Raw genomic sequence first — 18,276 nt, 5'->3', positions numbered from 1 at the left:
ACTTTTGTCAAACGACGGCGCGTGTCAATCAGCGCGGTACGGCCGGCCGAGGAGCGACTGGCATGCTCGGCCCGGCGCGATGATGTCTGCGGCGGCTTCGATAGCAAGATCACAGCGTCCCGCTCGGACACGGTGCGATAGCGCGACCGTGCGGCAGCGCTTCCCGCGCTATACAACCTTGACAGAGGAACCTGCTTCGCCGTAACCAGCCGCTTGCAGGGTATCTCCCAGCCGTAAGCGTTAACGTCACTCAACGTGCTCAGCTCCGGACAGCCCCAATGTGGCTGGCCGCCTCGAAAGCACGTCGACATGAATCAGAACGCTCCCCCAAAATTCAAAACCGCGTCCAAACCTGCGCCGCTCAACCGCGACGACCGCAAGAGCCTGATCAAGCAGGTGCTGATCGTCTTTTTCGGCTTCCTCTCGGTCGGCTTGCCGCTGCCGCCGATCTCGCTCTACATCCATGACCAGCTCGGTTTCTCAGCCGGCGTGATCGGCTTCGCCATCGGCATCCAGTCGGTGGTGACCGTGCTCACCCGCCACCGCGCCGGCACGCTCAGCGACCATCACGGCGCGCGCTACGCGATCCGGCTCGGCCTGCCGCTATCGGCGCTGGCCGGCCTGTTCTATCTGCTTGCTGCCGCCCTGCCGCTGCCGAGCGAAGGCAAGCTCACGCTGCTGCTGATCGGCCGCGTCGCGCTCGGCTTCGGCGAAAGCCTGTTCATCACCGGCGCCATGAGCTGGTGCATCGGACGGCTCGGCCCGCACCGCACCGGTCTGGTGATGTCATGGCAGGGCATCGCCATGTATTCGGCGATTGGATTGGGCGCACCGATCGGCCTCGCGGTCTATGCATCGATCGGCTTTGCCGGCGTCGGCGTGCTGGCGGCGATCTCGCCACTGATCGCACTGGGGATCGCCTACGCCATCCCCGACGTGCCTGTGTCGGGCAGCACCGAACGCACGCCGTTCTACAAGGTGATCGGACTGATCTGGCGTTCCGGCACGGTCTTGTTTCTGGCCACCATCCCCTTCGCGGGGATCACCGGCTTTCTGGCGCTGACCTATGTCGAACGCGGCTGGTCCGGCGCCGGCATCGCCCTCGCCGCCTTCTCGACCGGATTCATCTTCGTGCGCCTGGTCGGCAGCCACCTGCCCGACCAGTTCGGCGGCGCGCGCGTCGCGATGACATCGCTGGCCATCGAGGCGCTGGGCCAGGCGCTGATCTGGCTGTCCACGAATCCGATGCTGGCGCTGCTCGGCGCGCTGGTCACCGGCATCGGATTCTCGCTGATCTTCCCGTCGATGGGTGTCGAGGCCACGCGCCGCGTGCCCATCGAACAGCGCGGCCGCGCGGTGGCGAATTTTATCGCCTTCTTCGATCTGGCGATCGGGCTGACCGCGCCGGCAGTTGGATATGCGGCGGGCGTTTTCGGGTATGGGACGGCGTTTCTGATCGGCGCCGTCGCGGCGATCTGCGCGCTGGTGCTGGCAATGTCAGGCTGAGAGCTCGCACGGCATTTGCGCATCAACCGTCCCCTCAAGATCGACAGCCGCACTTGCCCTCTCCTTCTGGTTGATATTGGATGGAGAGGTACACTTTTAAGCGACAATCTTTTGGAGGACGGAAATGCTGGAATTGCCCATTGCAGCTTCGGGACTTTCAATACTTGCATCGCTGCTCAGCATCGGGCGTTCAGTGAAAGACCTGATGGCCACCCAGAACCTCAGCACAGATCAGGCACTGGACAAATTTAAGGGAAACGCATCCGGGACCAACGCAGAGGTGCTGGCGATGAAGGGGAGCGACAGCGCAATCAAATCGATTGTCATCATCCCAGGCCAACTCCTTGATCAACTCGTGTCCGAGATCAATGGCTGCGTGGACCGACAGGTCGAAGCACGCAAGAAAGCCAAGAATCAGGCTGGCAAGGACAAGGCCGACCGTGCCGCGGCAGTATGTGTGTGTAGCGGCTTGGGCAGCATCAAGCTGCACAATAGCGGGAAGCTACCAGAGGGCACGCTTCGCGACTTGTGGAAGGCCTATGGCTGCAACTAGCCTTTTGCGACTAGCTCAAGCAAACCTTCATTGCACAAGCCACTCATCCGGATCACGAGCAGTACGATACTGACTGACCATTTCTTCAAGATGCAAGGAAAGCAGGTCTTTCACCGATAGCCGTTCAACCTCTCGGGTCAATGAGGCGCTCGGCCACATCACGCGGCACATGCCATTTCCCAAAAAAGCCACTTCGACCGCTTTCATCTCATCATGCATTTGGACGAGCCACGTCAGAACCAATATTTGTTCTTGTGACGCTGCCGTCGCCCCTGAAATCAACGGGCGATAGAAATTGTCGGGAAGGCTATCGAGATAGTACTCGGCGTCCCTGATCGCGCTTTCGATATTCGGATCATGAGATTTGCGACTGGCGGCCGGGCGACCAGCGATGAAATAGGCTCGGTCTCGAATCATTTTGTGCGGAAGTTGCATTCGACCTGCCTCAGAGCCACAACCTAGATTAAAGCAAGAATCCGTCCAGTCTTGTCACTTTCTTGCAACAGTACACGTTCAAAGTGTTTGCAGAACAAATCACCACAACGGCGATTTTAAGGATTTCCGATTACGAAACTCCCAATCCCCAACCTATACGATTCCGTCCTAATAAACTATCGCTAGTAGTTACAGCGACGTCACACCACCACCGAATGTTCGCTCCTGCTCCGACGGCGCGAGGTCCTGGCCGTCGCCCGGACGGAGTTGTCAGGGCGCAATACAAATCTCAGCTTATCATCCTACGATGAGAAAAGCCGGCTCGTTTACCCGATATGGCAGCAGTCTTTTGATGTGTGTGAGGTGTGGTGCGCTCGGAGGGACTCGAACCCCCACCCTGTTACGGACTGCCACCTCAAGGCAGCGCGTCTACCAATTCCGCCACGAGCGCTAAAGAAATCCGGCGAGGGCAAATCGCCCGGCCGGATCAACCGGCGCCGATGTAACAAACCAATGATGGGGAGACAAGGCCTCTTGGCCTCTCCGGGCTACCTATCTGTGGTCAGGCGACCGTGGCAGCATCTGCTTGACCTCGACCGCAATCCGGTTGCGATCGACCATCACCACGCCTGACGCAACGGGCAGGTTATTGGCAAGAATTTTGACCTCGTCCTGCTCTGTGGCATCCAGTTCGATGATGGCGCCCCGGCTCAGCCGCATCACCTGATGAACGGGCATCGACGTGGTGCCGAGGACCACCATGATATCGACGGTAATTTTATCGAGGGTTGGCACGTCGGCCTCAAATTCCCAGATGCAGGATCGCACAGATGCAAGATTGCGGTGCCTGCGAGATCAACATGTTATGGTTAGCCAATGGTTAATGATCGCCAAACCCTCGATTTAACAGTGTTTTCTCGCGGCCTCCCCGGCCGGCCGGTGGAATGGCGGGTATCCGATGGTCCGATTCCCTATCCGGACGCCGTGGCCGAGATGGAAGCCCGGGCGGCGGCCATTGCCGACGGCACCGCGCCGGAACTGGTCTGGCTGCTGGAACACCCCCCGCTCTATACGTCCGGCACGTCAGGCAAGTCTGACGACCTGCTGGATGCCCGGTATCCGGTGTTCGAGACCGGCCGCGGCGGCCAGGTGACCTATCACGGCCCCGGCCAGCGGGTGGCCTATGTGCTGCTCGACCTGAAGGCGCGCCGGCCGGACGTTCGGGCCTATGTGGCGGCGCTGGAAGACCTGATCATCCGGACGCTGGACGCCTTCAACGTGAAGGGCGAACGGCGCGAGGACCGGGTCGGCGTCTGGGTCGCCCGGCCCGACAAGGGCGCAGGATATGAGGACAAGATCGCCGCCATCGGCGTGCGGCTGCGGCGCTGGGTCTCGTTCCATGGCATCGCCATCAATGTGGAACCGGACCTCGCGCATTTCGACGCCATCGTGCCCTGCGGCGTGGTCGATCCGCGCTACGGCGTCACCAGCCTAGTCGATCTCGGCCTGCCGGTAGCCATGACGGATGTGGACGTGGCACTGCGGCATGCGTTTGGGGAAGTGTTCGGCGAGAGCGAGCAGTTCGCGGCAGAAGCGGCGGTCTGAGCGACGCAATCCGAATTACAGCGTCGGCAATTGCGAGAACACCTCGCCGTTGACGCGTAGGGCAAGCATGTCTGGCGTGGCATCGCTTGTCACGACGCTATCGACGCGGGCGGCCGTTGGACCACGGCGACACGCCTCGATCATGTCAGTGACAATATCGGCGGGTCCCGCAAACACCGCTTCCACGCTGCCATCACGGCGGTTGCGCACCCAGCCTTCGAGGCCGAGCAACGAGGCTTGTTGGCCGGCCCAGTAGCGATAGCCAACGCCCTGCACGCGGCCGAGGATCATCACGTGACGGATCACGCCACACATCTATTTCTTGAGTCCCAGGAAATCGATGCCGCGCTGTTTCACGACGGCACCGCGGGTGACGCTCTCCATCAACTCGCTTGAGGCAAGATTCTTCAGCTCCTTCGGCCCCGCACCTTCGCGTACTGCTTTAAGAGTCGCATGGACGGCAGCGGTCGCCGCGGAGATCGGCGCATGGCCCTGAATGGCGATGCGGACGCGCTGGGCGCTGAGGAAATCCCAATCCATGTCGTCAGTGGGACTGCCGAGCACGATCGGCAGCGTGGTCGCAGCGCTTGCCGCTTGCAGTTCGGCGCGGCTCTTGAGGCCGGTGAACATCACTGCATCGACGCCGGCGGCTTCATAGGATTTGGCACGCGCAATCGCGTCATCCACGGATGTGATGGAGGCGGCGCCGGTGCGGCCCACAATCACCAGCGCCGGATCCTGTCGCGCATTCAGTGCAGCCTTGACCTTGCCGAGCCCCTCTTCCGGAGAGATCAGCTGCGCCTTCGCTTCGCCAAAGGCGGCGGGCAGCAGCGTGTCCTCGATGGTCAGGCCGGCGGCGCCGGCGGCTTCCAGCTCTTCCACCGTGCGGCGGACATTAAGCGCGTTGCCATAACCGTGATCGGCATCGACCAGCACCGGCAGCGAGCCGGCGCGCGACATCCGCCGCATCTGCTCGGTGAGTTCGGACAGCGTGATCAGCGCGATGTCGGGATCGCCGAGAATGGCGAGCGACGCCGCCGAGCCCCCGAACATGCCGACCTCGAAACCGAGGTCTTCGGCGATGCGCACCGATATCGCGTCATAGACCGATCCCGGACGCATGCAGCGATCGCCGGACAGGATCGCCCGCAATCCGTAACGGCGTTGCCGGAAGGTCGTCACGCGAATTCAAGAATGAGCGCATCCACCGCCAGCGTTGCGCCAGCAGCGGCATGGATTTTCTTGACGGTGCCGTCGCGTTCGGCGCGGAGCACGTTCTGCATCTTCATCGCCTCCACAACGGCGAGGGTCTCGCCGGCCTTGACGTCCTGACCTTCGGTCACGGCAATCGAGACGACGAGGCCCGGCATCGGGCACAGCAGCTTCTTGCCGGTGTCGGCCTTGACGCCTACCGGCATCAGGCGCGCAGCGGTAGCCTCCGCCTCGGTGAAGACATTGACCGCGACTTCATAACCCTGATGCGCGATGCGGATGCCCGACGTCTGAGGGCGCACCTGCATGGCGACGTTATGGCCATCGATGGTGCCTTCCCAGACCGGCACGCCCGGCTTCCAGGACGACGAGAGCTTATGCGGCGCACCCGTCTTGCCGTCAGCACCGACGAAGGCCACCGTCACGACATCGCCGTCACGGGCCACGTCGAGCGCGATCTCCTCGCGCTCCAACCACACGGCGCGGCGACCCGCACGGGTCACCGGACGGCCGATCAACTGGCCGGAAATCTGCCGCTTGCGTTCGCCGTAGATGGAGTCGACGGCCGCGGCCACCGCGGCGATACGGCGGGCGACTTCGCCCTCCGGCGCCCTGGCGGCGAAGCCCTTGGGGAACTCCTCGGCGATGAAGCCGGTGGAGAGATTGCCCTCCCGCCAGCGCGGATGGCTCATCAGCGCCGACAGGAACGGAATATTGTGTCTGATACCGTCGATATAAAACGCGTCGAGCGCATGAGACTGCGCCTCGATGGCGGCGGCGCGCGACGGGGCGTGGGTGACAAGCTTGGCGATCATCGGATCGTAATAGATCGAGATCTCGCCGCCCTCCTGCACACCGGTGTCGTTGCGCACGGTGATGTTGTCGGACTTGCTCTCGGCCGGCGGACGATACTTCACGAGGCGGCCGATGGACGGCAGAAAGTTGCGGAACGGGTCTTCCGCATAGACGCGGGACTCCACAGCCCAGCCGGTCAGCGTGACGTCCTTCTGCGCAAGCTGCAGCTTCTCGCCGGCAGCGACACGGATCATCTGCTCGACGAGATCGACGCCGGTGACGAGCTCAGTCACGGGATGTTCGACCTGCAGACGGGTGTTCATTTCGAGGAAGTAGAAGCTCTTGTCCTGGCCGGCGACGAATTCCACCGTGCCGGCGCTGTCGTAATTCACGGCCTTGGCGAGAGCCACGGCCTGCTCGCCCATCTTGCGGCGGGTGGTCTCGTCGAGCAGCGGCGACGGCGCCTCCTCGATGACTTTCTGGTTGCGGCGCTGGATCGAGCATTCGCGCTCGCCGAGATAGATCACGTTGCCGTGCTTGTCGCCGAGCACCTGGATTTCGATGTGGCGGGGATCGACGATGAACTTCTCGATAAAGACACGGTCGTCGCCGAACGACGACTTCGCCTCGGCCTTGGCGAGGTTGAAACCCTCGACCACTTCCGAAGTCGAATGCGCGATGCGCATGCCCTTGCCGCCGCCGCCGGCGGAGGCCTTGATCATCACGGGATAGCCGATCTCGTCGGCGATCTTCACGGCGTGCTTGTCGTCGGTGATGACACCGAGATAGCCCGGCACGGTTGAGACGTTGGCCTTGGCTGCCGCCTTCTTGGATTCAATCTTGTCGCCCATGGCGGCGATGGCGCCGGGATTGGGGCCGATGAACACGATACCGGCGGCCTCCAGCGCGCGTGGGAAGGCTTCTCGCTCGGACAGGAAGCCGTAGCCGGGATGCACCGCTTCGGCGCCGGTCTTCTTGCAGGCTTCGACGATCTTCTCGATCATGAGATAGCTCTCGGCCGCGGCCGGAGGTCCGATGAACATAGCCTCGTCGGCCATCTCGACATGCAGCGCATCGCGATCGGCTTCGGAATAGACGGCGACGGTCTTGATACCCATCTTGCGGGCGGACTTGATGACCCGGCAGGCGATCTCGCCGCGATTGGCGATCAGAATTTTTTTGAACATGAGCTGTCTTACTTGCAACCTTGAGGCGGGATCGGAAAGATGGGGTCGACGGTACAATGTGGCATGGCGCCGCAGTCGTAACAATTCTGTCGCGGACAAAAACTAGAGAAGACGTCTGGACCGGATCGGCCGAGTTCTTTCGAAGCGAGGTTTTTCATGCGCTGCGCCACCATCCTCTCCCTCAGTCTTACTCTTATATCCGCAACAACGGCTTTCGCCCAAAACAGCCCTCCCCGCAACCTCATTTTGTTCGTACCTGATGGGCTTCGGGCGCTGAAAGTGACGCCGGAAACGGCGCCTGCGATGTCCGCAGTGCGGGATAAGGGCGTCAATTTCCGGAACTCGCATTCGCTGTTTCCGACCTTCACCATGGCCAATGCGTCGGGCATGGCGTCCGGCCATTATCTCGGCGATACCGGCGTGTTCTCGAACTCGATCTATACCGGCCACCCCACCCCGGTGCAGAACAACAGCCCGATCCCCTTCATCGAACACGACCAAGTACTGGGCGATCTCGACGAGCAGTTCAACGGCGACTACCTCAATGAGGAAACGCTGCTGAAGGCCGCGCGCAAGGCCGGCTATTCCACCGCCGCGATCGGCAAGGTCGGCCCGACGCTGATGTTCGATCACACCGAACGCACCGGCAAGGAGACGATCACCATCGACGACCAGACCGGCGGCATCGACAAAGCAGGCAAGCTGCTCGGCATCCCCCTGTCGGATGAGATGAAGGACGCTCTCGCGAAGGCTGGCCTCGCGGTGGAAACACCCGGCCGCGGCGACAATGGCAAGGCGGGCGACGCCAAGACGCCCGGCACCACGGAAGCCAATATCAAGCAGCAGGCCTATATGGCCGATGTCGCGAGCAAAGTGGTGCTGCCGATGTTCAAGGCGCGCAACAAGCCGTTCGTGCTCATCTTCTGGTCGCGCGATCCCGATGGCACCCAGCACAACCAGGGCGACAGCCTCAACAAGGTGACGCCCGGCATCAACGGCCCTTCCTCACTCGCCTCGATCAAGAACGCCGACGACAATCTCGCGCAGCTGCGCAAGACGCTCGACGATCTTGGGCTCAGTGCCAATACCAACATCATGATCTCGGCGGATCACGGCTTCTCGACGATCTCCAAGGAGAGCAAGACCTCGGCGACCATCAAGGGCACCTATGCGGATACGCCGGAAGGCTTCCTGCCGCTGGGCTTCCTGGCCATCGATCTCGCCAAGTCGCTCGACCTGCCGCTGTTCGATCCCAACGACAAATTCGCCGCCGTTGCCGACAATGCGTATCCGAAGGCCGGCAACGCCTATATCGGCAAGGACAAGGACAAGCCCGAGCTGATCATCGCCACCAATGGCGGCTCCGACCTGATCTATCTGCCGACCGGCGACAAGGTCTTCGCCGGCCGCACCGTGAAGGCGCTGCTGAAGCAGGATTACATCAGCGGCATCTTCGTGGAGGACTCGCTGGGCTCCTTCCCCGGCGCGCTGCCACTGTCGTCGATCAACCTGTCCGGCAAAGCCGTCACGCCGCATCCCGCGATCGTCGTCTCATTCCGCTCCTATTCGGAGGGCTGCGAAGAGCCGGCGGCGTGCCAGGTCGAGATCGCAGACACCGTGCTGCGTCAGGGTCAGGGCATGCATGGTTCGTTCGGGCGCGGCGATACCCACAACTTCATGGCGGCGATCGGTCCGGACTTCAAAGCCGGCTTCGTCGATCCCCTGCCGGTCAGCAATGCCGATACCGGCATGACTGCCGCGCATCTGCTCGGCCTCAAGCGCGAGTCCAAAGGCAGCCTGATCGGCCGCGTGATGAGTGAAGCGACGGTGACTGGCGAAACGCCGACGGCAACGACCGACGTGATGCGTTCGGCGCCTGACGATCAGGGTCTGGTCACGGTGCTGCAATTGCAGAAGGTCGGCGAGCACAAATATTTCGATGTCGCCGGTTTCCCGGGCCGGACTGTCGGCCTCGACGCGAAGTAATCGACAGCCCAAACAAAAAACGGCGGAGCCACGCTCCGCCGTTTTCTGTCAAGCGGCAGATCGGATAGGCCGCACCAGAAGCTCGGCAGGAATCTTCCACGCTTCGCTGATCTTGTGGATCATCTCGACCGTCAGCGGTCGACGGCGATTGAGCAATTCGGACGCGCGTGATCGCGAGCCGAGCAGTTCGGCCAACTCTGCCTGAGTATGACCGAGTTCATCGATCGCATAATTCAACAGATCGACGGGATCGGATGCGTCGACAGAAGGCCAGCGCGTCTCTTCATATTTCTCGACGAGTGTTGCGAGGACATCGAGCTTATCGCCGTCATCCGTACCTGTGGCAGCGCCCCACAGTCTCTCGATCTCGCGCAAGGCGGCCATATGATCGTCGTCATTCCGAATGGGGCGGATATCCATGGCCTGCTTCCTAGAACTGCGAAACTGTCAAAGCATCGATGCGATCATATTCGGCGTGCGAACCAATGAATTTGATGAACGCGATGCATCTGCGAAAATCGAAAGCGACGATCATCCGAAAATTGCCGCCAGCAACTTCAAACCTGACGCGTTCTCCATTTAGAATCTTCGCGCCCGGAGCTGCCAACCGGACATCCTCCATCGAGCCCCATGCGGCAGCACGCACCAGCGATCTCCACCGGTGCAGCGATGCCTTGGTCTCGGGATGCGTTTGCGCATATGAGGCAAGAACGCTCCACGCAATGATCCTCATGATTATAAATTATGTTCCCAAAACGGGAACCTCGCAACAAAAAAACGGCGGAGCCACGCTCCGCCGTTTTCGTATTCTGACGATCTTCGACCGGCTTACATGCCGATGTCGAACACGTTCGGCAGTTGCAGCGTCGCGGCGCCGACCACGGTCGTGACCAGTGTCATGACGGCGGCATTGCTGACGCGCTTGGCGCGCATCTGCGACGCGATCCATTCGAGCACTTCGATATTCACGCCAACGGCCTTGGTCGGCGCCCAGGTCTCGATGGCAACATCGGGCGACAGCGCCACCGCACGCGGCGGCACCGGCAGGCCCGACGCGGACGCAGCGTGATGCACGACAGCCTTGGCGAACAGGTCATCGAAACGTCCGTCATCGCTGCGCTCGGCCGCCGCTTCGTTGATCGCAAACAGTGCCTCGGCCTCGTCGCGGCTGACCGGCTGGCTGGCCAGTGCCGACGCACCCAGGATGCGCTCGCACCAGGCGGCGTCATCGGCATCGAGCGCACGGGAGAAATGGATACGGCCACGGGTGGTCGGGCCTTCGCCGGTGATGACGCCGTCGCGCACGACGGCGAGGGCCTGCGCCGCAGCGCGATGATCGTTGATGGAGGACGTTTCGATGGCGCCGAATACGTCGGCAGCGGCAGCGGATGACATTTCAAGCTCTTCTGTTTGCAGCATATTTCTCAACATAGCCCAGCAATTCCATGGGCGACTTAACGCTCGGTTAAGAGATGGACAGGAGTTCTTCTTATCCCTAACCGTTGCAGTTCAGTCGCGCCGAGACGCTGCTGGGTTCGATCAGATGTGGCGATGCGGTCAGGCGGGATTGCGCCGCGCGGGAGGCAACATCACGGCATCCGATAACATCATGTTGCGTGGGTATTTTGCCGCAGCCGCCTTGCGTGAAACTGAATGCCAGTGCGCGCCAAATTTGAAGAAAGTTCTTGTCCTTTTTGCCGGACAGTTCCATTTACCAGCGTGCGCCTTTATAATGGCCCACGAAATTCATCTGTAATCAGAATGACATGAGGTCCATCATGACGCTCCAGATCAACGCCGTCGCCCCCGATTTCGAGGCCGAAACCACGGCTGGCCGCATCAAGTTCCATGACTGGATCGGCGATAGCTGGGCTCTTTTGTTCTCGCATCCGAAGGACTTCACCCCGGTCTGCACCACCGAGCTCGGCGCGCTTGCCAAGCTGCAGCCGGAATTCGACAAGCGCGGCGTCAAGCTGATCGGCCTCAGCGTCGACCCCGTGCACAAGCACGCGCTGTGGGTCGACGATATTAACGAAACCCAGGGCGCCCGCCCGACCTTCCCGATGATCGGCGACACCGACCTCAAGGTCTCGAAGCTCTACAACATGCTTCCCGCCGACGTGGCGGGCGATGCCGACAGCCGCACCGCCGCGGACAACGCCACCGTGCGCAACGTCTTCATCATCGGACCGGACAAGAAGATCAAACTGGTGCTGGTCTATCCGATGACCACCGGCCGCAACTTCCAGGAAATCCTGCGCGTAATCGATTCACTGCAGATGACCGCCAAGCATCGCGTCGCTACGCCGGCCGACTGGAAGCATGGCGAGGACGTCATCATCGCCGGCTCCGTCACCAACGACGAAGCCAAGACGATCTATCCGAATGGCTGGAAAGAACCGAAGCCTTATATCCGCATCGTGCCGCAGCCGAAGTAACGCTGCGACTGATTTGCAAGAACGAAAGAGGCGTCGCGAGAGATCGCGGCGCCTCTTTTCTTTGCCCCGTCGAATCGATGCTGCAGGCACTCTCCGTCGTCATGGGGGCGCCTTCTCCACGTCCTTGCGGGGAGCTCTCGCGACGAAACCGAGGAAGAGCAGATCCAGCGGCGGCATGACGATCGACGTCGTCACCCAGAGAACGGCGTATCGGTTCGAAATAACTTCCAGTACCAATTCGGTAATAAATGTCCTGATACTACGCGCCAGCACGCGCAGGGTTGCAAAGCCTCTCGCGGTATTCGCGGCCGGATCAATCACCCGACATCCGCGTTGGATGAGTGATGACCGATCAATCTTCGACCTCAACACCGACGCAGGCACCTATCGTCGTCTGGTTTCGCGACGACCTTCGTCTGTCCGATCACCCTGCCCTTCATGCCGCAGCCAGACGTAATGCGCCGGTGATCTGCCTTTATATCCTCGATGAACAGAGCAAGGCATTGAAGCCACCGCAGGCGCGGCCGATGGGCGGCGCGACGAGGTGGTGGCTGGCGCAGTCGCTGCGCGCACTCAGCGCAAGCCTCGACGCCATCGGCGGCACACTGGTGCTGCGCAAGGGCGCTGCGGCCGACGTCATTGTCGATGTGGCGCGCGCAGTCGATGCCAGCCACGTCTTCTGGAACGAGATCGCGCAGGCGCCGCATCTCGCGGTCGCCGATGGCGTTACCGAAGCGCTTGCCGATCTCGATATCGGCACGCAGAGCTTTCCGGGTGACCTGCTGGCGCATCCTGCGACAATCCGCGCCAAGGAGACCGGCAGCAAGGAGAGCCGCGGCCTGCGCGTGTTCACACCGTTCTGGCGGCGCGTTCAGGCGATGGGCGAACCGGCGAAGCCGGTACCGGCGCCGAAGAAACTCATACCCGCACCGAAAGTGAAGAGCGACAAGCTCGCCGACTGGGCGCTAGAGCCATCGAAGCCCGACTGGGCCGGCGGTCTGCGTGAGACGTGGAGGCCCGGCGAAGCTGCGGCGCAGAAACATCTCAAGCGTTTCCTCAAGGAGATCGCGGGCTATAGCAGCGACCGCGATCGGCCCGACCGGGAGATCACGTCGCGCCTGTCGCCGCATCTACGCTTCGGCGAGATCAGTCCGCGACAGATCTGGACTGCCGCGCATTTCGCAGCTGCAGAACATCCGCCGCACAGCAGCGACATCGCAAAGTTCATGAGTGAAGTCGGCTGGCGCGAGTTCTGCCGCCATCTGCTATTCGATGTTCCCGATTTGGCCACGCGCAATCTGCAATCATCGTTCGATGAGTTCCCATGGAAGACCGATCGCAAGGCGCTGCGCGCGTGGCAACGCGGTCTGACCGGCTATCCGATCGTCGATGCGGGCATGCGCGAGCTCTGGCACACCGGTGTGATGCACAATCGCGTACGCATGGTGGTCGCATCTTTCCTCGTCAAACATCTGCTCATCGACTGGCGCGAGGGCGAGAAGTGGTTCTGGGATACGCTTGTCGACGCCGATGCAGGCAGCAATCCCGCCAACTGGCAGTGGGTCGCAGGCTCCGGCGCGGACGCAGCACCCTACTTCCGCGTCTTCAATCCGATCCTGCAGGGTGAGAAGTTCGATCCCGGTGGTGTCTATGTCAGGCGCTGGATACCCGAACTGACAGAACTATCCACAAAACAGATTCATCAGCCTTGGACGGCTTCACCGCTCGAACTCAAAAACGCGGGAATCACTTTAGGCAAAGACTATCCGTCGCCGATCGTCGATCACAAAGTCGGTCGCGAGCGCGCATTAAAGGCGTACACAACGATACGAAATAGTTGACTGTCGATGACACACTCTTCAACACGCGCCCGAATCGGACTAACGTGAAAAAGTCGACAATGTTGGGGGATGCTATGAACGACGACACTCCAGTCCTGGAGCAAGTGACGGACGCGCTTAGCAGCGCAGCCGACGCGACTAAGGAAGTCGCCACCTCGGTGGCGAAGAAGGTCAAGAAGGCCGCAAAGAAAGTCGCAAAGAAAGTGACCCCGGCTAAGAAGACGAAGAAGTCCACCAAGAAAACTTCTGCGAAGAAATCTTCAAAGAAGAAAACCCAGAAAGCGAGACCAATGGCTAAGAAAGCAGTGAAGAAGACCGTCAAGAAGGCCGCCAAGAAGACCGTGAAGAAGGCTGCCAAGAAGACCGTGAAGAAGGCCGCCAAGAAGGCCGCTCCGAAGAAGGCCAAGAAGGCCAAGAAGGCTGCCAAGAAGAAGTAAGCTTCTTCGCAGATGTGAAAGCCTCCGGGTCCAAGCCCGGAGGCTTTTTCATGTCCGGGGTCTGGATTGACGCAGGATGGCGTCAGGCCCTGGCGCGGTTGACCAGCAATACCGCAGCGCCGCAGGCAATCATGCCGATGATGGCAACGGCATCGAGCTTTTCACCAAACAGAACGAACGCCATCAGCGCCGTCACGGCCGGCACCAGATAGAACAGACTCGCCACCTGGCTCGAGGCCTGGCGCCGCAGCAGCCAGTAGAGCAGCCCGACGGTGCCGATCGACAGCACCACCGCGAGCCACACCACCGACAGCACGAACTCCGCCGACCAGTGGATCACATTGGTCTCAAGGGCCCACGCGCCGATGCCGAGCATGACCATTGCTGCGAGTTGCTGAATGAAGCTGCCCGTGCGCCAGTCGATGCCGCCGCAATAGCGCTTCTGATAGAGCGTGCCGACGGTGATCGTGATCAGCGAAATGGCGGACGCGAACCAGCCCCAGCCCGCCTCGCCCGTCATCGGCCGACCATGCAGGATCAGCAACACGCCGGCGAGACCGAGCGCCACCCCGCCCCATTGCAGCGGCGTGACGCGCTCGCCGAGAAACCGACTGGCGAGGATCGAGGTGAGGATCGGCTGCAGGCCCGGGATGAGCGCCGACAGACCGACCGGGACCTTGTGCGCGACCGCAAACACAGTGCCGGCGAGATAAAGCCCCTGCACCAGCAGCCCGGCGATGATGCTGTGGCCGATGACCGCGCGATCCGGCCACGCCGGACGCACCCATGCGACGATCACCGCCATGATCGCGACCACCAGCATCATGCGCACGGTGAGATAGGTCAGAGGTTCAGCGCCGTTCAGCACATACTTGGTGCCGATGAAACCGGTGCTCCACAGCAGCACGAAGACGATGGGTGCGGCGCGTCCGATCAGGATTTCAAGATCGCTTTTCTGAACCTGTTTCATGGGCTGCTCAGTGCCCCATCATGTGCTAAGCGGCAATGGCTGTTTGCGCGGACCTGCCGCCTGACATCACGACACCGAGACCATTACCGAAGGAATTTGCCATGGACGTTCGCGCCGCCGTTGCCATCAGTGCCGGGAAGCCGCTGGAGATCACCACCGTTCAGCTCGAAGGTCCGCGCGACGGCGAAGTGCTGATCGAGATCAAGGCCACCGGCATCTGCCACACCGACGAGTTCACCTTGTCGGGCGCCGATCCCGAAGGTCTGTTTCCGGCGATCCTCGGCCATGAAGGCGCCGGCGTCGTCGTCGATGTCGGCCGCGGCGTCACCTCCGTGAAGAAGGGTGACCATGTCATCCCGCTCTACACGCCGGAATGCCGCCAGTGCCCGTCATGCCTGTCGCGCAAGACCAATCTCTGCACATCCATTCGCGCGACGCAGGGTCAGGGCCTGATGCCCGACGGCACCTCGCGCTTCTCGCTCGAGGGCAAGCCTGTTCACCACTATATGGGTACCTCGACCTTCGCGAATTACACCGTGCTGCCCGAGATCGCGGTGGCGAAAATCCGCGAGGACGCGCCGTTCGACAAGGTCTGCTATATCGGCTGCGGCGTCACCACCGGCATCGGCGCTGTGTTCAACACCGCCAAGGTCGAGCAAGGCGCCAAGGCGATCGTGTTCGGCCTCGGCGGCATCGGCCTCAACGTGCTGCAGGGCCTGCGGCTCGCCGGCGCCGACATGATCATCGGCGTCGACATCAATAATGACCGAAAGGCCTGGGGCGAGCGCTTCGGCATGACTCACTTCGTTAACCCGAAGGAGTTGGGCAAGGATCTGGTCCCACATCTCATCGACATGACCAAACGCGGCGCTGACCAGATCGGCGGCGCCGATTACACCTTCGATTGCACCGGCAATGTCACGGTCATGCGTCAGGCGCTGGAAGCCTGCCACCGCGGCTGGGGCGAATCCATCGTCATCGGCGTGGCGCCGGCCGGCGCTGAAATCTCGACACGCCCGTTCCAGCTGGTGACCGGCCGCGTCTGGCGCGGCTCGGCTTTCGGCGGCGCCCGCGGCCGCACCGACGTGCCGAAAATCGTCGACTGGTACATGCAGGGCAAGATCCAGATCGACCCGATGATCACCCACGTGATGCCGCTCAGTGACATCAACAAGGGGTTTGATCTGATGAAGCGCGGGGAGAGTATCCGCGGTGTGGTGACGTTTTAAGCGCATCTGCCGCTCTGAATAAGGATGGCGCACGCAGCCAACGAGCTTCGCGCGCCATCATCAACCCAGCGAGCGACGCCTCACGTCGGCAGCATCGCGGCTTCGCCTTCGATACCCTGCTCAGCCCGGCGCCTCGCATAGCGCCGCGCAAGGATCGCGCAGACGAACAATTGAGCCTGATGAAACAGCATGATCGGCAGCACGATCAGGCCGAGGGCGTGACCCGGGAAAAGGATCGCGGCCATCGGAATGCCGCTCGCCATGCTCTTCTTTGATCCGCAGAAGACAATGGCGATCTCATCCTCGGTCGAGAAGCCCATCCAGCGGCTAGCCAGCATTGTCGAGACGATCACAACTGCAAGCACCGCCAGATCGATGGCGAGAACCCCTGCGAGAGTGCCGACCGAGAGCTGGCCCCAGATTCCCTCGACCATGCCGGCGCTGAAGGCGGCATAGACGATGAGCAGCACGGAGCCGCGATCGACCGCCGAGGTGAGACGCGAATGGGAGAGCAACCACGCACCGACCCAGGGGCGGATCAACTGCCCGACCACGAAGGGCGCGACGATCTGCGCGGCAATCTCCTCAAACGCCACGATGGAGAATCCGCTGCCTGCCGAAGACAGCAACAGCGCAACCAGGATCGGCGTGAGCACGACGCCGAGAAGATTGGAGACTGATGCGCTGCACAACGCCGCCGGGACATTCCCGCGCGCGATCGCGGTGAAGGCGATAGATGATTGTACGGTGGACGGCAGCAGACACATGAAGAGAAGACCGGTGGCGAGGTCGGCTGGCAAATACGGACGCAGCGCGAGACTCGCCGCAACGCCAACGAGCGGAAACAGAAGATAGGTGCTGGAGAACACCATCGACTGCAGCCGCCAATGCAGCAGGCCCTCCTTCACGGCGGTCGGCGACAGGCGCGCGCCATAGAGCAGGAAGAGGAGCGCCACAGCAGCGGTGACGGTGTGATCGACATAGACAGCGGCATCGCCGCGCGCGGGCAGCACGGCAGCCAGCGCGACTGTTGCTGTCAGCCACAACAGGAATTGATCGACCGGTAATTTGATATGGCGGCGTGTGATCATAGCGATGAGCCTCTGGTTGATGGCCCAGATCTAATTTCTTCCGCCTTAATGCAAAATCCCCATAACAGCGATATCAATCATCATGTATCGTGATGATCATGGATCATGTGCCAGTCGACCTGTTGCAAAGCTTCGTCGCGGTTGCCGATGCCGGGAGCTTCACCGGCGCGGCCCGTCTCCTCGGGCTGCAACAATCGACCGTCAGCCAGCACATCCGGCGCCTCGAAGAGCAGACCGGCCGTCGCTTGTTCGACCGCAGCACCCACCGGGTGGGCCTCACTCCAGATGGCGATGTTCTGCTCGATCATGCGCGCTCGATCCTGGAACGCTATGCCCATCTGCAGCAGTACCTGTCGGCTGCGCCGCTGCGCGGCCGGTTGCGGTTCGGCGCATCGGAAGATTTCGTGTTGTCGGCATTGCCGAACGTGCTCGCCGCTTTCGCGCGCCGGCATCCGGAGCTTGATATCGAACTGCATTCGGGACTGAGCGAGGATCTGCGCACGTCATTCGATGCGGGTCGACTGGATCTCGCACTGGTGAAGCGGCGAGATGGCGACAGCCGGGGCAGGATTGCATGGAAAGAGCCGATCGAATGGATGGCGCATCCCGAATTCCGGCTCGATCCCGACAGTCCCTTGCCGCTCATCCTCTACCCGCCGCCCAGCATCACGCGCGTCGGCGTGCTGGAGACTCTCGAAGCGGCGGGGCGACGATGGCGTATCGCATTCACGAGCGCCAACGTCTCCGGCCTGAGCGCTGCGGCGCGTGCCGGCATCGGCCTGTTGCCACATTCAGTCCGTTTAATGCCGCCCGGTTTGACGATCCTGCCGTCTCGTGAAGGCCTTCCGAAACTGCCCGACATTCAGTTCGCGGTGATCTTACCGGACCACCCACCACCTGCCGTCGAAGCGCTCGCTACGACCATCATGAACTGGGCCGGTCCGCGCGATCGGCAGAGCTGACGGATCGTCCTTCTCTCCGGCTGGCCGAT

The 18,276-nt window shown here is 61.7% G+C and carries 21 protein-coding genes and 1 tRNA gene; 9 read left to right on the top strand and 13 right to left on the bottom strand.

Features of this window, described 5'->3' with window-relative positions:
* Positions 1 to 309: 309 nt before the first annotated feature.
* Both AB8B02_RS08215 and AB8B02_RS08210 read left to right on the top strand, forming a co-directional pair.
* Positions 310 to 1,506: an MFS transporter gene (locus AB8B02_RS08215; RefSeq protein ID WP_439063656.1), complete on the top strand. Its 1,197-nt coding sequence runs from the start codon at positions 310 to 312 to the stop codon at positions 1,504 to 1,506.
* Between the two features lie 124 nt (positions 1,507 to 1,630).
* Entirely contained in the window at positions 1,631 to 2,059 is a 429-nt protein-coding gene (locus AB8B02_RS08210; RefSeq protein ID WP_184515913.1) for a hypothetical protein, read from the top strand.
* Between the two features lie 27 nt (positions 2,060 to 2,086).
* Here AB8B02_RS08210 and AB8B02_RS08205 read toward each other — a convergent pair whose 3' ends face one another.
* The 3 genes from AB8B02_RS08205 to AB8B02_RS08195 form a co-directional block, all read right to left on the bottom strand.
* Entirely contained in the window at positions 2,087 to 2,494 is a 408-nt protein-coding gene (locus tag AB8B02_RS08205) for a hypothetical protein (protein ID WP_139285848.1), read from the bottom strand.
* A gap of 366 nt (positions 2,495 to 2,860) precedes the next feature.
* Positions 2,861 to 2,945 (bottom strand) — tRNA-Leu (locus tag AB8B02_RS08200).
* A gap of 101 nt (positions 2,946 to 3,046) precedes the next feature.
* Positions 3,047 to 3,289, bottom strand: coding sequence for a FliM/FliN family flagellar motor switch protein (locus tag AB8B02_RS08195; RefSeq protein ID WP_068730739.1), 243 nt, complete (start codon positions 3,287 to 3,289; stop codon positions 3,047 to 3,049).
* 81 nt (positions 3,290 to 3,370) lie between these two features.
* Here AB8B02_RS08195 and lipB point away from each other — a divergent pair, with 81 nt between their 5' ends.
* The gene (gene lipB, locus AB8B02_RS08190; RefSeq protein WP_175367326.1) at positions 3,371 to 4,099 is read left to right on the top strand and encodes a lipoyl(octanoyl) transferase LipB; all 729 of its coding nucleotides are present in this window, start codon (positions 3,371 to 3,373) and stop codon (positions 4,097 to 4,099) included.
* 15 nt (positions 4,100 to 4,114) lie between these two features.
* Here lipB and AB8B02_RS08185 read toward each other — a convergent pair whose 3' ends face one another.
* From AB8B02_RS08185 to AB8B02_RS08175, 3 genes are read right to left on the bottom strand one after another with little or no spacing between them, the layout of a single operon-like run.
* A complete protein-coding gene (locus tag AB8B02_RS08185; RefSeq protein WP_175367327.1) occupies positions 4,115 to 4,414 on the bottom strand; it encodes an acylphosphatase in 300 nt (99 codons plus the stop codon).
* Positions 4,415 to 5,221, bottom strand: a complete 807-nt coding sequence (locus AB8B02_RS08180) for an isocitrate lyase/PEP mutase family protein (protein ID WP_175367515.1) — start codon at positions 5,219 to 5,221, stop codon at positions 4,415 to 4,417.
* Between the two features lie 56 nt (positions 5,222 to 5,277).
* Positions 5,278 to 7,293, bottom strand: a complete 2,016-nt coding sequence (locus tag AB8B02_RS08175) for an acetyl-CoA carboxylase biotin carboxylase subunit (protein ID WP_439063655.1) — start codon at positions 7,291 to 7,293, stop codon at positions 5,278 to 5,280.
* A 156-nt stretch (positions 7,294 to 7,449) separates the two neighbouring features.
* Between AB8B02_RS08175 and AB8B02_RS08170 the strand changes: the two genes are divergently transcribed.
* Positions 7,450 to 9,279, top strand: a complete 1,830-nt coding sequence (locus AB8B02_RS08170) for an alkaline phosphatase family protein (protein ID WP_439063654.1) — start codon at positions 7,450 to 7,452, stop codon at positions 9,277 to 9,279.
* Positions 9,280 to 9,327: 48 nt separating this feature from the next.
* Here AB8B02_RS08170 and AB8B02_RS08165 read toward each other — a convergent pair whose 3' ends face one another.
* The 4 genes from AB8B02_RS08165 to AB8B02_RS08150 form a co-directional block, all read right to left on the bottom strand.
* Entirely contained in the window at positions 9,328 to 9,699 is a 372-nt protein-coding gene (locus tag AB8B02_RS08165; RefSeq protein ID WP_439063653.1) for a helix-turn-helix domain-containing protein, read from the bottom strand.
* A 10-nt stretch (positions 9,700 to 9,709) separates the two neighbouring features.
* A complete protein-coding gene (locus tag AB8B02_RS08160) occupies positions 9,710 to 10,012 on the bottom strand; it encodes a type II toxin-antitoxin system HigB family toxin (RefSeq protein WP_439063652.1) in 303 nt (100 codons plus the stop codon).
* A 95-nt stretch (positions 10,013 to 10,107) separates the two neighbouring features.
* Positions 10,108 to 10,674 (bottom strand): hypothetical protein, encoded by a 567-nt coding sequence (locus tag AB8B02_RS08155; protein WP_089267327.1) that lies wholly within the window; start codon positions 10,672 to 10,674, stop codon positions 10,108 to 10,110.
* Positions 10,675 to 10,774: 100 nt separating this feature from the next.
* Positions 10,775 to 10,990: a hypothetical protein gene (locus AB8B02_RS08150; protein WP_231080894.1), complete on the bottom strand. Its 216-nt coding sequence runs from the start codon at positions 10,988 to 10,990 to the stop codon at positions 10,775 to 10,777.
* A gap of 67 nt (positions 10,991 to 11,057) precedes the next feature.
* On the opposite strand from AB8B02_RS08150, the gene AB8B02_RS08145 reads away from it, so the two are divergent.
* Positions 11,058 to 11,717, top strand: a complete 660-nt coding sequence (locus tag AB8B02_RS08145; RefSeq protein ID WP_089267220.1) for a peroxiredoxin — start codon at positions 11,058 to 11,060, stop codon at positions 11,715 to 11,717.
* Between the two features lie 99 nt (positions 11,718 to 11,816).
* Here the strand turns inward: AB8B02_RS08145 and AB8B02_RS08140 are convergent, their stop codons facing one another.
* A complete protein-coding gene (locus tag AB8B02_RS08140; RefSeq protein ID WP_309944384.1) occupies positions 11,817 to 12,038 on the bottom strand; it encodes a hypothetical protein in 222 nt (73 codons plus the stop codon).
* Positions 12,039 to 12,061: 23 nt separating this feature from the next.
* Here AB8B02_RS08140 and AB8B02_RS08135 point away from each other — a divergent pair, with 23 nt between their 5' ends.
* Entirely contained in the window at positions 12,062 to 13,558 is a 1,497-nt protein-coding gene (locus AB8B02_RS08135; RefSeq protein WP_439063651.1) for a cryptochrome/photolyase family protein, read from the top strand.
* 74 nt (positions 13,559 to 13,632) lie between these two features.
* Positions 13,633 to 13,995, top strand: coding sequence for a hypothetical protein (locus AB8B02_RS08130; RefSeq protein WP_068730647.1), 363 nt, complete (start codon positions 13,633 to 13,635; stop codon positions 13,993 to 13,995).
* Positions 13,996 to 14,077: 82 nt separating this feature from the next.
* On the opposite strand, the gene AB8B02_RS08125 is transcribed toward AB8B02_RS08130, so the two are convergent.
* The gene (locus tag AB8B02_RS08125) at positions 14,078 to 14,965 is read right to left on the bottom strand and encodes a DMT family transporter (protein WP_439063650.1); all 888 of its coding nucleotides are present in this window, start codon (positions 14,963 to 14,965) and stop codon (positions 14,078 to 14,080) included.
* Between the two features lie 101 nt (positions 14,966 to 15,066).
* On the opposite strand from AB8B02_RS08125, the gene AB8B02_RS08120 reads away from it, so the two are divergent.
* Positions 15,067 to 16,194, top strand: a complete 1,128-nt coding sequence (locus AB8B02_RS08120; protein WP_120291114.1) for an S-(hydroxymethyl)glutathione dehydrogenase/class III alcohol dehydrogenase — start codon at positions 15,067 to 15,069, stop codon at positions 16,192 to 16,194.
* An 80-nt stretch (positions 16,195 to 16,274) separates the two neighbouring features.
* Here the strand turns inward: AB8B02_RS08120 and AB8B02_RS08115 are convergent, their stop codons facing one another.
* Complete coding sequence (locus AB8B02_RS08115; protein ID WP_439058136.1) at positions 16,275 to 17,285, bottom strand: bile acid:sodium symporter family protein; 1,011 nt, start codon at positions 17,283 to 17,285, stop codon at positions 16,275 to 16,277.
* Positions 17,286 to 17,383: 98 nt separating this feature from the next.
* On the opposite strand from AB8B02_RS08115, the gene AB8B02_RS08110 reads away from it, so the two are divergent.
* The gene (locus AB8B02_RS08110; RefSeq protein WP_320443890.1) at positions 17,384 to 18,247 is read left to right on the top strand and encodes a LysR substrate-binding domain-containing protein; all 864 of its coding nucleotides are present in this window, start codon (positions 17,384 to 17,386) and stop codon (positions 18,245 to 18,247) included.
* The last annotated feature ends 29 nt before the right edge of the window (positions 18,248 to 18,276 follow it).

The sequence above is a fragment of the Tardiphaga sp. 862_B3_N4_1 genome (assembly GCF_051811085.1).
Lineage (GTDB): Bacteria > Pseudomonadota > Alphaproteobacteria > Rhizobiales > Xanthobacteraceae > Tardiphaga > Tardiphaga robiniae.
The sequence above is the reverse complement of the archived record's forward strand: the minus strand, read 5'-3'. Positions and strand labels throughout refer to the sequence as shown.

Excerpts from the sequence above, each read along its gene's own strand:
- AB8B02_RS08215 (WP_439063656.1), top strand. The coding sequence starts at position 310 with ATGAATCAGAACGCTCCCCCAAAATTCAAAACCGCGTCCAAACCTGCG.
- AB8B02_RS08210 (WP_184515913.1), top strand. The coding sequence starts at position 1,631 with ATGCTGGAATTGCCCATTGCAGCTTCGGGACTTTCAATACTTGCATCG.
- AB8B02_RS08205 (WP_139285848.1), bottom strand. The coding sequence starts at position 2,494 with ATGCAACTTCCGCACAAAATGATTCGAGACCGAGCCTATTTCATCGCT.
- lipB (WP_175367326.1), top strand. The coding sequence starts at position 3,371 with ATGGTTAATGATCGCCAAACCCTCGATTTAACAGTGTTTTCTCGCGGC.
- AB8B02_RS08185 (WP_175367327.1), bottom strand. The coding sequence starts at position 4,414 with ATGTGTGGCGTGATCCGTCACGTGATGATCCTCGGCCGCGTGCAGGGC.
- AB8B02_RS08180 (WP_175367515.1), bottom strand. The coding sequence starts at position 5,221 with ATGCGTCCGGGATCGGTCTATGACGCGATATCGGTGCGCATCGCCGAA.
- AB8B02_RS08175 (WP_439063655.1), bottom strand. The coding sequence starts at position 7,293 with ATGTTCAAAAAAATTCTGATCGCCAATCGCGGCGAGATCGCCTGCCGG.
- AB8B02_RS08170 (WP_439063654.1), top strand. The coding sequence starts at position 7,450 with ATGCGCTGCGCCACCATCCTCTCCCTCAGTCTTACTCTTATATCCGCA.
- AB8B02_RS08165 (WP_439063653.1), bottom strand. The coding sequence starts at position 9,699 with ATGGATATCCGCCCCATTCGGAATGACGACGATCATATGGCCGCCTTG.
- AB8B02_RS08160 (WP_439063652.1), bottom strand. The coding sequence starts at position 10,012 with ATGAGGATCATTGCGTGGAGCGTTCTTGCCTCATATGCGCAAACGCAT.
- AB8B02_RS08155 (WP_089267327.1), bottom strand. The coding sequence starts at position 10,674 with ATGTCATCCGCTGCCGCTGCCGACGTATTCGGCGCCATCGAAACGTCC.
- AB8B02_RS08150 (WP_231080894.1), bottom strand. The coding sequence starts at position 10,990 with ATGGAACTGTCCGGCAAAAAGGACAAGAACTTTCTTCAAATTTGGCGC.
- AB8B02_RS08145 (WP_089267220.1), top strand. The coding sequence starts at position 11,058 with ATGACGCTCCAGATCAACGCCGTCGCCCCCGATTTCGAGGCCGAAACC.
- AB8B02_RS08135 (WP_439063651.1), top strand. The coding sequence starts at position 12,062 with ATGACCGATCAATCTTCGACCTCAACACCGACGCAGGCACCTATCGTC.
- AB8B02_RS08130 (WP_068730647.1), top strand. The coding sequence starts at position 13,633 with ATGAACGACGACACTCCAGTCCTGGAGCAAGTGACGGACGCGCTTAGC.
- AB8B02_RS08125 (WP_439063650.1), bottom strand. The coding sequence starts at position 14,965 with ATGAAACAGGTTCAGAAAAGCGATCTTGAAATCCTGATCGGACGCGCC.
- AB8B02_RS08120 (WP_120291114.1), top strand. The coding sequence starts at position 15,067 with ATGGACGTTCGCGCCGCCGTTGCCATCAGTGCCGGGAAGCCGCTGGAG.
- AB8B02_RS08115 (WP_439058136.1), bottom strand. The coding sequence starts at position 17,285 with ATGATCACACGCCGCCATATCAAATTACCGGTCGATCAATTCCTGTTG.
- AB8B02_RS08110 (WP_320443890.1), top strand. The coding sequence starts at position 17,384 with ATGGATCATGTGCCAGTCGACCTGTTGCAAAGCTTCGTCGCGGTTGCC.